Origin of the sequence: Methanolacinia petrolearia DSM 11571 (assembly GCF_000147875.1) — an archaeon.
GTDB classification, from domain to species: Archaea; Halobacteriota; Methanomicrobia; order Methanomicrobiales; family Methanomicrobiaceae; genus Methanolacinia; species Methanolacinia petrolearia.
Genome location: NC_014507.1, coordinates 587,344 through 599,702 on the forward strand (window position 1 = coordinate 587,344; position 12,359 = coordinate 599,702).

13 protein-coding genes are annotated in these 12,359 nt (G+C 47.3%); 10 read left to right on the top strand and 3 right to left on the bottom strand.

Annotated features, from left to right (window positions below):
* Nucleotides 1-97 precede the first annotated feature (97 nt).
* Nucleotides 98-2,170 (top strand): phosphoribosylformylglycinamidine synthase subunit PurL, encoded by a 2,073-nt coding sequence (purL, locus tag MPET_RS02980; RefSeq protein ID WP_013328539.1) that lies wholly within the window; start codon nucleotides 98-100, stop codon nucleotides 2,168-2,170.
* Between the two features lie 294 nt (nucleotides 2,171-2,464).
* Here purL and MPET_RS02985 read toward each other — a convergent pair whose 3' ends face one another.
* On the bottom strand, nucleotides 2,465-2,935 hold the full coding sequence (locus MPET_RS02985; protein ID WP_013328540.1) for a flavodoxin family protein: 471 nt from the start codon (nucleotides 2,933-2,935) through the stop codon (nucleotides 2,465-2,467).
* Nucleotides 2,936-3,277: 342 nt separating this feature from the next.
* Between MPET_RS02985 and mptA the strand changes: the two genes are divergently transcribed.
* The 8 genes from mptA (at nucleotide 3,278) to MPET_RS03025 (ending at nucleotide 10,442) form a co-directional block, all read left to right on the top strand.
* Nucleotides 3,278-4,216, top strand: coding sequence for a GTP cyclohydrolase MptA (mptA, locus tag MPET_RS02990; RefSeq protein ID WP_013328541.1), 939 nt, complete (start codon nucleotides 3,278-3,280; stop codon nucleotides 4,214-4,216).
* A 272-nt stretch (nucleotides 4,217-4,488) separates the two neighbouring features.
* Complete coding sequence (gene frhA, locus MPET_RS02995) at nucleotides 4,489-5,859, top strand: coenzyme F420 hydrogenase subunit alpha (RefSeq protein WP_013328542.1); 1,371 nt, start codon at nucleotides 4,489-4,491, stop codon at nucleotides 5,857-5,859.
* Nucleotides 5,860-5,870: 11 nt separating this feature from the next.
* On the top strand, nucleotides 5,871-6,419 hold the full coding sequence (gene frhD / locus MPET_RS03000; RefSeq protein WP_013328543.1) for a coenzyme F420-reducing hydrogenase, FrhD protein: 549 nt from the start codon (nucleotides 5,871-5,873) through the stop codon (nucleotides 6,417-6,419).
* A gap of 115 nt (nucleotides 6,420-6,534) precedes the next feature.
* Nucleotides 6,535-7,308 carry a coenzyme F420 hydrogenase subunit gamma gene (frhG, locus tag MPET_RS03005; RefSeq protein WP_048130951.1) on the top strand — a complete coding sequence of 258 codons (774 nt, stop codon included), beginning with the start codon at nucleotides 6,535-6,537 and terminating at the stop codon, nucleotides 7,306-7,308.
* 1 nt (nucleotide 7,309) lies between these two features.
* The gene (frhB, locus tag MPET_RS03010; protein WP_013328545.1) at nucleotides 7,310-8,173 is read left to right on the top strand and encodes a coenzyme F420 hydrogenase subunit beta; all 864 of its coding nucleotides are present in this window, start codon (nucleotides 7,310-7,312) and stop codon (nucleotides 8,171-8,173) included.
* A 163-nt stretch (nucleotides 8,174-8,336) separates the two neighbouring features.
* Nucleotides 8,337-8,699, top strand: a complete 363-nt coding sequence (locus MPET_RS03015) for a response regulator (protein ID WP_013328546.1) — start codon at nucleotides 8,337-8,339, stop codon at nucleotides 8,697-8,699.
* Between the two features lies 1 nt (nucleotide 8,700).
* Entirely contained in the window at nucleotides 8,701-9,309 is a 609-nt protein-coding gene (locus tag MPET_RS03020) for a chemotaxis protein CheC (protein ID WP_225353846.1), read from the top strand.
* A 14-nt stretch (nucleotides 9,310-9,323) separates the two neighbouring features.
* The gene (locus MPET_RS03025; protein ID WP_013328548.1) at nucleotides 9,324-10,442 is read left to right on the top strand and encodes a sensor histidine kinase; all 1,119 of its coding nucleotides are present in this window, start codon (nucleotides 9,324-9,326) and stop codon (nucleotides 10,440-10,442) included.
* 1 nt (nucleotide 10,443) lies between these two features.
* Here MPET_RS03025 and MPET_RS03030 read toward each other — a convergent pair whose 3' ends face one another.
* Complete coding sequence (locus tag MPET_RS03030; protein ID WP_013328549.1) at nucleotides 10,444-10,926, bottom strand: DUF2124 domain-containing protein; 483 nt, start codon at nucleotides 10,924-10,926, stop codon at nucleotides 10,444-10,446.
* Between the two features lie 125 nt (nucleotides 10,927-11,051).
* On the opposite strand from MPET_RS03030, the gene MPET_RS03035 reads away from it, so the two are divergent.
* On the top strand, nucleotides 11,052-11,651 hold the full coding sequence (locus MPET_RS03035) for an archaellin/type IV pilin N-terminal domain-containing protein (RefSeq protein WP_013328550.1): 600 nt from the start codon (nucleotides 11,052-11,054) through the stop codon (nucleotides 11,649-11,651).
* A 20-nt stretch (nucleotides 11,652-11,671) separates the two neighbouring features.
* Here the strand turns inward: MPET_RS03035 and MPET_RS03040 are convergent, their stop codons facing one another.
* Nucleotides 11,672-12,322, bottom strand: a complete 651-nt coding sequence (locus MPET_RS03040) for a hypothetical protein (protein ID WP_013328551.1) — start codon at nucleotides 12,320-12,322, stop codon at nucleotides 11,672-11,674.
* Nucleotides 12,323-12,359: the final 37 nt, after the last annotated feature.

A 12,359-nucleotide genomic window follows, 5' to 3' on the forward strand; every position in this document is an offset into this window, starting at 1 on the left:
TCGCGTTGTGATTTACATGAAACAGTCCATGAAACTTTTGTTTCATAAACGTTTTTAATCAATATTATCTCGTCTGAAAACCAGATATTTCTGCAGTATGCTATCGCCCTGTGATGAGGAATATATTGAAAAGAAGCTCGGGAGGAAACTCACAGCTCTTGAATACGCATGTTTTGAAAACCTATGGAGTGAGCACTGCTCTTACCGCTCCACGAAGCCCCTGCTGAGGACGCTCCCGACCGACGGAGAAAACGTCCTCCTCGGCCCCGGGGACGATGCGGCAATCGTGAAATTTTCCGATGATATAGCACTTTCAATAGGGATGGAGTCGCACAATCATCCGAGTTACGTGGATCCTTACGACGGTGCCGCTACAGGGGTCGGAGGAATCGTCAGGGATATCATCTCGATGGGTTCAAGGCCGATCGCCCTTATGGACCCTCTTTTCTTTGGTGAGATCTCGGGCGAGAAGAACAGGTACATCTTCGAACATGTAGTTGCAGGTATCGGTGATTACGGAAACTGTATCGGTGTTCCTGTGGTTAGGGGAGACCTTGTCTTTGATAAAAAATATGCGGGGAATCCTCTTGTTAATGTTGTCTGCGTAGGAATCGTTCATCCTGATAAATTCCTTACCGCCCGCGTGAAGCAGCCGGGAAGCCGCCTGATTCTCTACGGGTCTTCGACAGGCAGGGACGGTCTCGGGGGAGCATCGTTTGCATCCCGCGATCTCTCCGAGGACTCGGAGGCCGAAGACAGGCCGGCAGTCCAGGTTGGCGACCCCTATACCGAAAAGCTGCTGATCGAGGCGACTCTTGAAATTGCCGAAACAGGAAAGATTCTCTCGTGCAGGGATCTTGGTGCAGCCGGGCTTGCAGGGGCATCTTCCGAGATGTCGGAGACATTCGGTGCAAGACTCTATGCCGACAGGGTTCACCTCCGCGAGGAGAACATGAACGAGGTCGAGATCTTCCTTGCCGAATCGCAGGAGAGAATGCTTGTCGAGGTCAGGCCCGAAGATGTGGCGGAGATTACATCGATAATTGAGAAGTACGATCTCAAATGGAGCGATATAGGTGAGGTCACCGAAGAGAAGAAGTACGTGATCTCATTCAACGGCGAGATCGTGTGCGATCTCCCGATCGATCTCCTTGTCGGCGGGGCGCCTGAGGAGACATGGTCCGGGAGTTCCTATAATGTTACGAAGGAGTATACTAAACCCAGGACTCCGCTTAAGGAACTTTGCCTGAAGGTCCTCTCTCACCCGGAGATCGCAAAGAAGGACTGGGTAAGCCGCCAGTATGATCATGATGTCCAGCTGAGATCTGTTTCTGTTGGAGGCGGTGCCGCATGCCTGAAACTCGGTGATGCAGGATTGTATCTTTCGTGCGGATGTTCTCCGAGGCAAATCTTCCTGAAGCCGTATGAGGGGACGGCCAATGCGGTGTATGAAAATGCCGCGAACCTTGCCGCGATGGGAGCAGAACCGCTCTGCATCGTGAACTGCCTGAATTTTGCAAGTCCGGTTCATGACGACGTGTTCTGGCAGATCAGCGAATCGGTCCGTGGCATGGGCGATATGTGTCGAAGCCTCGGAGTTCCTGTTGTCGGCGGTAACGTTTCCCTCTATAATGAGAGCGATGAATTCGGAACCCAGATCCCTCCGACTCCCTGCATCGGTATGGTCGGGAAAGGTGATGTGAAAATATACAAACCTGCGACTGCAGGGCAGAAGCTTGCTCTGATAGGGAAATGTAAAAGCGGCATGGGCGGTTCACTCCTTGATGAAATTACAGGATGTGGAGGAGAAGCCCCTGCTATTCCGGACACTTCCGTTTTGGAGCAGGTAAGGTCTCTTGTAAATAATGGCAGGGTTTCGTCTGCGACCGACGTCTCCCATGGTGGTCTTCTGGCCGCGGTCGTGTCCTTTGCCGGAACTGCCGACCTGAAACTTTCCGGCGATCCCGTTGAGACGCTCTTTTCAGAGAGTTACGGTCGCTTCCTTGTGGCCGTTGAGGATGAAAAAACTCTTGAGGGTATCGAATACGAGATTCTCGGAACTGCCGGCGGGCATGCGCTGAAGATCAGGTTTGAGAATGAAGATCTGGTTCTTGAAAAGGATGAGATTGAATCTGCACTGGATTCGACTACGAAGATAATGCGATACTGATTTTTTGAATCATTTAGGGAGGGGGAGATCCCCCTCCCTGTGACCCTCCTCCCGTGGTGATAGGTCGCAATCGGGGATGGGCAAGCATCCCCTCTAGCTCCTAAATTTTTCATTCTTCAATGTTTTTCTTCTCCCGGCCGAGGCTACCTGGGAGGGTAGCGTCCAGGCCGGGTTATCATCATTGCGAAAGTTCGCGTAGCTTGCGAAGCGAACTGAGCACAGGGCTGCCCCGAAGGGGCTTATGCCCTCAATTCTGTTTTAAATGAAAGCAGTTTCTGGATCGTAGGAATCTCTTTACAACCCCGCCTCTTTAATCATCTCATCAATTTTTCCAGAGTCTTCGGTCTCCTTCTCGCTGAAACCGTATGCACCAAGAACATTCATCCCGGCGTCTTCGAGTCTTTTTCTGAGGATGTTGAGGGTTTCACCTTCCGAACCACGGTATGTGGCAAATGCAACGGCCTTTTTGCCTTTCGCTTCTTTGATTATGCCCAGTCCTGCATTGACCACAGGTGTCGGGTGACCTCCCCATACAGGTGTTCCTATGATGACGATATCATAGTTTGAGAGATCGATATTTGATATGCCAATCTCGTCTCCCTGCTGCATCAGTGCTCTCTTTATTCCGGATGTGTACATTCCGATCCTGGAGTACTTTTTCTCCGGATTCAGTTCGATTATGTCAGAATCTGTTTTTTCATGGATATATTCGGCGACTCTTCTTGTATTCCCTGTCTCCGAATGATATACGATCAGGCTTTTCATAGGTTATTCTCGGGCGCTTCCAATTAAAATGTTATTGCATAATGCTATGCAAAAGGTGAAATATGAGAATCATTTATTCTGCGTATCCGTGATTTCAGGGAAAAAAAAATAATTTGCCTTTTGATTGCTCCAGCTGAAAATTCTTTTGAAACAAGGCTGAATTTAAAATATATTCGATATTATTTGATTATTTAAAAAGTTTCTAAAACAGGTTAACTTCATAAATATTATATCGTCTTCAAAAAATAGTTACAGGGATTAGATACGATCACGCAACCTGTATGAATCTGTTGCGGGCGTATCGGAAATACCTGTAATGTTATGATCGAAGAGGTATATTCGATGGATCTCCCGGATACACAATCCACTTTACCAGAGGTTCGCATCAACCTGACAAGGGTTGGTGTGAAAAATGTCAAAAAGCTTATTGAAGTAGCAAGGCCTGGCAAGCGACCGGTAATTTTCATCTCTAATTTTGATGTCTTTGTAGATCTCCCGAGCAGTCTTAAGGGTGCGAACATGTCTCGCAACTTCGAGGTTATCGATGAGGTTCTCCAGAAGGCAGTCGAAGGAGAGGTAAAAGGCATCGAGGATGTCTGCAACTCGGTCGCACGAAAACTTCTCGACCACCATGAATATGCTGACAGAACAGAAGTCCTGATGACCAGCACCTTCATGGTAAGACGCGAGACTCCGGTGTCAAAGACAGAATGCGATGAGGTTGTCAAGGTAGTTGCAAGTGCGGTTGCGAAGCGCAACAACGGAAAACCGATTATCAGGAAGAGTATAGGGGCTGAGGTTACCGGAATCACGGCATGCCCTTGTGCACAGAACATCATGAAAGAGATCGCCCAGAATAAACTTGCCGAACTCGGAATCGAACAGGAAAAGATCGTCGAATTCCTTGATGCAGTGCCTATGGCGACCCACAACCAGAGGGGTCAGGGCTTCCTCAGCATTGAAATTGACGATGACCAGTGGGTCGATCTTGAAAAGATAATAAGCGTCCTGAAGAACTCGATGAGTGCAAAGATATACGAACTCCTGAAAAGAGGCGATGAAAGCCATGTTGTCTTTTCAGCACACAAGAATGCAAGGTTTGTGGAAGACTGCGTCAGGGAGATGGCGAAGAGCGTTCTGACAGAGTTTGATTTCCTTCCCGGAGATTCGCTTATAACGATTCGCCAGACAAACGAGGAGAGCATTCATCAGCACGATGCATATGCCGAGAGAAAGGCGACCATAGCTGAACTGAGAGCAGAGATCAACGAGTCGTTCTGATTGAACCTAAACGGCGTGGTCTCACAAAAATCCACCTTTCTCCTTTATTTTAACCCTTGTTTTGCTCCCCCTGTGAGTGTTTATTGATATTTGTTGTTACTTCCGCTCCGATTCGTAATACGGCGCCAATGCAACAACGAAAGTTATTTTTAAGGACAAAACTGAAATTACCAATTAGCGTACTGAGTTTCATGTACGTGTGTTGCAATAAACAAAATGTGTTTTACACCAGTATAGCCATTTGAACAAAATTTATAAATGAGGCGATAAATTTGTCGAAAGTTGTAGAGGTTTCCCCAACCACAAGGCATGAGGGTCACACCAAACTCGTTTTAAAAGTCAATGATGACGGAATAATCGAGCGCGGTGACTGGCTCAGTATTACACCTGTAAGGGGTATCGAGAAACTCGCAATCGGAAAGACAATGCACCAGGCACCGAAGATCTCTTCACGTGTCTGTGGTATCTGTCCGATTGCGCATACTCTTGCAGGTATTGAAGCAATGGAGGGTTCCATCGGCTGTGAAATTCCGGACGATGCATACCTCCTGAGAGTTATATTACAGTGTGCAAACAGACTGCACTCACACGCACTGCACAACATCCTCACTCTGCCTGACATGTACCTGCCCGGTACAGATGTTCACATCAACCCGTTCACGGCAGAAGAGCCTGTCCGCAGTGTTGCACTGCGTATCCAGAAGCTCCGTGAGATCGGTCAGACGATAGGTGAGATTGTAGGCGGCGAGCCGATTCACCCGTCCAACCCGCGTATCGGCGGTATGTACAAGAACATATCACCCCGTGCAAAGGCAAAATGCTACGATCTCTTAAAAGAAGGTAAGGATCTTGCAAGAGAGCACATGGAGTTCATGATCACGGTTCTTAAGGACTGGGATGCACGTCCAACTGCATCAGTTGCAGCAGGATATGAAGTCGAGAAGACCGAAAAGTTCGGTTTCCACGACCAGGGATACATGGCAGTAGACCCGCTCTACGCGAGCACAAACCTGGATGCAGAACCCAAGTGGTACCCCGAGCGCTGGACCGAGGTCCGCCCGTGGGACTGGTATATGGGCGAGCAGGAGATCACACTTGACGATCCTAACTACCCGAACCATGCAACCACACCTGCCGGAGGCAAAGCCTGGCCGCAGATGGAAGCATGCACAGCAGTCCCGATGTACGACGGAGCACCTGTTGAGGTAGGTCCCCGTGCACGTCTTGCAATCTTCCGTAACTATGACAGAAAGGGAGCAATGGGTCTGCAGATCGCACGCCAGATGGAATACATGGACTGTTTCTACAGTGCAATCGAGGCATTAGATGCACTCGATACATCAGGAAGCGTAATTGCAGACGAGATCCCGCAGGGAGACGGCTCGCTCGGATGGGCAGCAAATGAAGCCCCGCGTGGAGCCGACGTACACCTTGCAAAGGTAAAGGACGGACGCGTCCAGTGGTATTCGCTTCTCGTACCGACAACCTGGAACTTCCCTGTATGCAGCCGTGCACTTGAAGGAGCACCCTGGCAGCTTGCAGAGGTTATTGTTCGTGCCTACGACCCATGTGTGTCATGCGCTACACACATGATGGTGGTCGATGAAGAGAAGAAGGTAGTGGCCCAGAAGCTTGTTCAGTGAGTGTATTGTTGATGTCTGACTGGTATGCCGAGAATATGATTGTCGGGTGCGGAAACCCGCTCCAGACTGATGACGGTTTCGGGCCGGCCGTAATAGCCGAACTTAAAAAACTCTCTCTGCCCGACAATGTGAAAGTCTTGGATGCAGGACTCGCAGGTCCGCATTATCTGTTTACGCTTATGGCGCAATCGGATATTCCCGTAAAAAAGATGGTAATACTGGATATTATGAACTTTGGAGGAGAACCCGGAGAGATCACGAGAGTGACACCTGATGTTTTGTCACCAGGTGCCTATACTGATCCTCATTCATGGGGTCTTCGCGAACCGTTGCAGATTCTTGCGGAAAAGACGGATATTGTAATATTCGGATGCCAGCCGGAGAGCATTGACATATCCCAGATGGATAATGAGGCTGATGAAGCTGAATTCTGGGTCACTGAAAGCGTTAGAAAGGCCATTCCGAAGGCGATGCGCCTTGCGCTTGCCGAAGTAGGGGTGGATTATGGGACTACTATCGCGTCTCAAGGAAATCTTCAAAGGGAAAGAGCAGGAAGCTGAAAAACCCGGAAAACCTGCAGCCGGAAAGGCCGCAGCCGGAGCCAAGCCTGCGAAAAAGCCCTCGGATGTGAAGGTAGAACAAAAGCTGGAAGAAAAAATTAAGGAGGAAAAGCCTGTGGTAAACAAAATTACCGTTGGACACGTTCACATGTCCGGATGTACCGGATGTCTTGTGTCACTTGCAGATAACTATGAAGGGCTGTTCAAGATTCTCGATGACTACGCAGATCTTGTATACTGTCTTACACTCGCTGATGTAAGGCACATCCCGGAAATGGATGTAGCCCTTGTAGAGGGATCTGTATGTCTTCAGGACGAGTGCTCGGTCCGTGAGATTAAAGAAACCAGGGAGAAGGCAAAAGTTGTCGTCGCCCTCGGTGGATGTGCAGCATATGGAAACATTACAAGATTCTGCCGCGGCGGTCAGTGGAACCAGCCCCAGCACGAATCGTTTGTGCCGATCGGCGATCTGATCGACGTGGATGTATATCTCCCGTCCTGCCCACCCGGAGCAGAAGCAATCAGAAACGTCTGTGTCATGGCATACCTGCTTCTTCAGGGAACTGACGAACAGAAGGCTCTTGCGGCAGCGTACCTTACGCCGCTCATGAACCTTGCAAAGCGCGGAACAGAGGCCTGCGGATGCGACCTCATGTATGATATCATCAACCAGGGTCTCTGCATGGGTTGCGGTACATGTGCAGCATCATGCCCTGTCCGTGCCATCACGATGGAATACGGAAGGCCCAACATCGACCGTGAGATGTGCATCAAATGCGGTGCATGTTACGCACAGTGCCCACGCAGCGAATTCAGCTTCGATGTAATCAACCAGTTTGAAGGCATCATGGAAGCAATTGACGGTGCAATGGGAAAGGGAGGTGAGTAAAATGGTTCTTGGAAATTACAAGACAGCAGTCTCGGCACGTGCAGCAGATGCTGATATCCTTAAGTGCTCACAGGACGGAGGAATTGTAACACAGCTCTTTACATATGCACTCGAAGAGGGCATTATCGACGGAGCTATCGTAGCAGCCCCCGGAGACGAGCCCTGGAAGCCCGAGCCTGTCGTTGCAACAACGAAGGCAGAGCTTCTTGCAGCACGCGGCACAAAATACACGATCAGCCCGAACATGATGCTGATCAAGGAAGCAACCCGTTCATACGGTCTCGACAAAGTCGGTATCGTTGGAACACCGTGCCAGATGCAGGCACTCAGAAAGGCACAGCTCTATCCTATGGCAATGCGTAAGGTACCCGACAAGATTGCTCTTGCAATCGGTATCTTCTGTATGGAGAACTTCCCGTACATGGGTCTTGAGACAATCGTCGAGGACCATTGCCAGACAAAGATGGAGTCTGCAGTCAAGATGGACATCGGAAAGGGCAAATTCTCGGTATACACCGAGCGCGGAGCGCTTTCACAGATTCCGCTCGCTGCAACACACAAGTACGAGCAGCCCGGATGCCACGTATGTCTTGACTACGTAGCAAATCTTGCTGATGTATCAACAGGTTCAGTCGGCAGCCCCGACGGATGGAGCACAGTCTTTGTCCGCACAAAGAAGGGAGAGGACGTCTGGTCCAAGGCAGTTAACGCCGGATACTTCGAGACAAAGGATATTGCAAGCGTCAAGCCCGGTCTCGACCTTGTCACGAAACTTGCAACAGGCAAGATCGACAAGAACAAGAAGACCCTTGAAGCGCGTGCAACCCTTGGAGTCAACAAGGGTCTGCGCAACCCATACATCTAAATTTTTTTTCTATTTTCACAAATAATGCCGATCTAATTTCAATAATTCCTGATTGCGGGCTGATTATGTTAATCAGTAATTTCAGTGAGAGGAATATTTCGATATAAAACAGGTACGGCTTTATAGAATAATCTATCAAATAATTCCATTGAGGTATTTTATTATGATGAGGATTCTTGTAACCGATGATTCTGCCTTTCAGAGGAATATTATTATATCGATATTGAAGGATTATGGGTATGAATACATAGAGGCCGCAAACGGAGTTGAGGCGATCGAGGCTGCCTTGAATCACAGGCCAAATCTGATTCTTCTGGATATCTATATGCCTGATTCAGGAGGATTTGATTTTCTGGAGGAAGCAGGCAGACTGGAACTGGGCATTCCCGTAGTTATCCTGACTTCCGATATACAGGATACGACCCGGGAGAAATGCCTTGAACTCGGAGCATCAGGATTTCTTAACAAACCGGTCGTGAAGGATGACCTTCTCGAAAAAATTTCAGACCTTGTTCATGTGGGATGATATGATGAGTTATGCGATCACAGAGCGGGATATCGATGCATTCCGTGAACTGATAAATATCGGATTAGGACGTTCTGCCGGAATACTGAATAAAATTACCAGATCACATGTCACGCTCAGCATTCCTGATGTAAAAATAATACCTATTGGCAGGCTGGATGAAATTCATAATTGTGATACGGAAGGGGAACTTGCTACTGTAAGCCTTGATTATTCGGGGTCTTTCTCAGGAAGAACTGCTGTTGTTTTCCCCCAGGACAGCGGTGCAAAACTTGCAATGGCTGTTACCGGGGAGAGCGAGGGCTCTCCTGAGCTCGATGCTATGAAAGTTGAAGTTTTAAAGGAAGTTGGAAATATACTCGTAAGTGGTGTGATGGGATCGATCAGCAACGTCCTGAGGACCAGTTTGTCTTATTCGATTCCTGTCTACAGCGAGTCCGGGATTGAGGATCTCATCAGGAGCTGCAAAAAATTCGCTGAAGAGTTTGTCATAATCGGGCGTGCGAATTTTATAATCAGGGATCTTGAGATATCCGGGAATATTATTATGATCCTCGAGATGGGCTCCCTGGAACGCCTGCTTGACGGTGTGCGGAATGTCCATGGCTGAACGGAGCTGACAAGATGAATACTCCTGAAGATTTTGGTGTACTGATCAACCTCCCCGTGGGTGTTTGTGCAGTCGATACCAGTTTAAATATCAGGTTCTGGAATCGCCGGATGGAGTTGTGGACAGGTTTAATTATGGATGATGTTTCCGGCAGGTTGATCACGGAGTTATTTCCTCATCTTGAAGCCGATCTGTTCCTGGATAGATTAAATGATTCAATATACCGGCATATCCCCCAATATTTCTCTTCCAGCCTTGGTTTGTCTATAATACCTGAGGACAAAACGTATGGAAGGCCGATGGAGCAGAGAACTTCAATTGTTCCGTACCGGCGCAATGATGGCAGCGATGAATATGCCCTTCTTATTATCGAGGACATCTCCGACCTGAAAAAAGAGGTGGAAGCCTATCGTAAGATGAAAGACCGTGCCATAATGGCTCTTAACGAGCAGATAAAAGCTGAAAAAGAGGTCTTCGAAGCGAATGGAGAGGCAAATCTTTATCTTGAAGTTATGTCGCACGACCTGAATAATTATAACAACGTAGTACTTGGTTATGCATCCCTGCTTGAATCCTCCAAAGAGCCGAATTTACAGAAATATACCAAAGGAATAATCCTTGCCGCCGAGAGGAGTTTTCAGATCATCCAGTCTGTCAGTGCGGTCCGGAAATTGAAGGCTGCCTCATCTCCGCCCGTTTCAGTACCGCTTGATAATGCGGTACTTGAAGGAATAAAACGTTATTCGCATGTCGATATAAGTTACACGATGACCGGGGCAAAGGTTAAAGCCGGCAGTCTCCTTGTAGAGGTATTTGCCAATCTATTCGGGAACAGTTTACGTACCGGCGGAATGGATACAAAAATTGCAGTAGTTGTCGAGGACGCTAGTGACAGATATCTCATACACATCGATGACAATGGTCCCGGATTATCTGCCGAAGAGAAGGATTCGATAGTTCATTGCTCGGCTGAAAAAGAGGCTAATGAGAACAAATTGAGAAGTACGGGGCTTCAGTTGTACATCGTCAACAAACTTCTCGATAGATACGGGTCCCGTCTCACAATCGGCGAATCGTCTCTTAAAGGGGTAACCGAAGGTTCCAGATTCTCATTCGCCCTTAAAAAAGGATAAATTAATTTTTCCAGATGTCGACTGGGTCGATCTTTGCATCGATAATCAGATCAAAGTTGAGAGTATCCGTCCATTTCTCTTTTTCGAACATGCTCATGAAACAGATTCCGGCGATCCTTGAAGTATACCTGCTGGTTGTCTTCTTTACATCATCAGCTGAGACCGGGACATTGGGCATGGCGAGGCCGCCCATAACCACGACAAGCGAAGGATCGATCTTTTCAGGTTTACCAAGAGCCTGCAGGCCCACATTTTCTTTGTTTTCAAGTACAACAGCTTTATTTTCGTCAAGAAAGGGTACAAAAACAATTTTGCATCCGAGATCTCTTACTGCATAACCAAGAAGCTCTACAAAAGGCGTACATGTACCGGGGCACCCGTAAAATACAATCTGGTCTTTTTCATTCAATTCAAGCGATTTTATAAATTCCTTGAATGGCCTGAGCATTCCGGGAACGCCTCTGAGTGACTCGATTTTCTCCATATAATATGATTGGCGGAACCACTAAAAGGATTTTTTTATCCCATTATCCTGAATTTATATGGAAGGCGATATTTTTAACGTAAGCAAGAGTTATACATTGTAAATTTTATATTATTTATCAGGTTATGGGGATTGGTGTTCATCATGGTAGTGAGGGTTTTACCGGCCTGGAAGCTGCTCTGGTTCTTGTGGCTTTCATCGTAGTTGCAGCCGTGTTTTCATATGTCATACTGGGTGCAGGTTTTTTTTCAGTTCAAAAGTCGCAGCAGGTTATATACTCTGCAGTAGAAGAATCCTCGTCGCCTTTAATCCTTGAAAATCCAATTTATGGCCTTAAAAACGAAAGCTCAGGGAAAATAAGTTCTCTTGTAATGACTATAGGTAAGAAATACGGCACTGGTAATCCTCTTGACATATCCAAAATTACCGTTATATGGTCGGACGAAGATAATGTTGTAACCATACCCAAATCAGATCCGCTTTATTCCGATAATCCGGCATCCGGCACATGGGGAATAACCGATAAGCAGGGTGATCCTGAATTCCCTTTATATCTTGAGAGCGGTGAGTACGCAACTCTTGCAATCAGCCTGTCCCCTGAAAATGAAATTTCCGGAAAGAAATCTTTTTCATTTGAGCTTATAACGACCGGCAATACCCTCTCTTTCAGCAGCATCGTGCCACAGAAGATAGATACGGTTACAACTCTTTATCAAAATGGCTGAACCGGGGTAATTGGCCCGGTTCAGATGTACTGATAAGCAGCTACGACTCCGAAGATTAAAGAAATGATGATGCTTACCAGTGCAATCTGGAATGATCCGTCATTTCTCCGGTACATCCTGTTTAGTTCGCCGTCCCTTGCTTTGATCAACCTTGAGAGCTCCTTAAGTTTCTCATTGATATGATACTGGTCGTTTTTTGCAAGAAATATCGTGATGTCATTCAGTATGTTTCTTTCAAGGGGCGGAAGATCTGCAAAAGGTGCCTGGATGTCGTTTTCAGAGATAATCCTATCCAGGATTTTCTTCCATTCCTGTATCTCACCTTCGTTGGTAGTTTGCGGGATAATCTTTTCGTCCTTTGACAGGAGGGCTATAAGGTACTCCCTCATATACCTGGAAAGCCCGTAGCGGTAGTTCATATCCTCATCGCTTAAAGAGGCAGTAGCTTCATAGATATTTATGATGTCATCCAGTGTTTTTATGGATTCAAGCTGGAATCCTACTGTTAAACTTCTGAAAAACCTTGTTTTGAATTTTTTCTCCTTCCTGATATCATCCCTGTCCCTGACTCTTCCTGACTGTCGCCTTTTGACCATCGCAAGTGCTGCAATGATAAAGATCAGGTAAATCACGAGGAAGAGGATTATGATCTCTTTAGAAGTCAATATCATACCTAAATACTCCCAATAATTGTCTATTTGGATCAGG

What these genes read in the sequence shown, in the direction of transcription:
- MPET_RS03035 (WP_013328550.1), top strand. Translation starts at nt 11,052, where the DNA reads ATGGGGATTGGTGTTCATCATGGTAGTGAGGGTTTTACCGGCCTGGAA.
- MPET_RS03025 (WP_013328548.1), top strand. Translation starts at nt 9,324, where the DNA reads ATGAATACTCCTGAAGATTTTGGTGTACTGATCAACCTCCCCGTGGGT.
- frhD (WP_013328543.1), top strand. Translation starts at nt 5,871, where the DNA reads ATGTCTGACTGGTATGCCGAGAATATGATTGTCGGGTGCGGAAACCCG.
- MPET_RS03030 (WP_013328549.1), bottom strand. Translation starts at nt 10,926, where the DNA reads ATGGAGAAAATCGAGTCACTCAGAGGCGTTCCCGGAATGCTCAGGCCA.
- mptA (WP_013328541.1), top strand. Translation starts at nt 3,278, where the DNA reads ATGGATCTCCCGGATACACAATCCACTTTACCAGAGGTTCGCATCAAC.
- purL (WP_013328539.1), top strand. Translation starts at nt 98, where the DNA reads ATGCTATCGCCCTGTGATGAGGAATATATTGAAAAGAAGCTCGGGAGG.
- MPET_RS03040 (WP_013328551.1), bottom strand. Translation starts at nt 12,322, where the DNA reads ATGATATTGACTTCTAAAGAGATCATAATCCTCTTCCTCGTGATTTAC.
- MPET_RS02985 (WP_013328540.1), bottom strand. Translation starts at nt 2,935, where the DNA reads ATGAAAAGCCTGATCGTATATCATTCGGAGACAGGGAATACAAGAAGA.
- frhB (WP_013328545.1), top strand. Translation starts at nt 7,310, where the DNA reads ATGGTTCTTGGAAATTACAAGACAGCAGTCTCGGCACGTGCAGCAGAT.
- MPET_RS03020 (WP_225353846.1), top strand. Translation starts at nt 8,701, where the DNA reads ATGATGAGTTATGCGATCACAGAGCGGGATATCGATGCATTCCGTGAA.
- MPET_RS03015 (WP_013328546.1), top strand. Translation starts at nt 8,337, where the DNA reads ATGATGAGGATTCTTGTAACCGATGATTCTGCCTTTCAGAGGAATATT.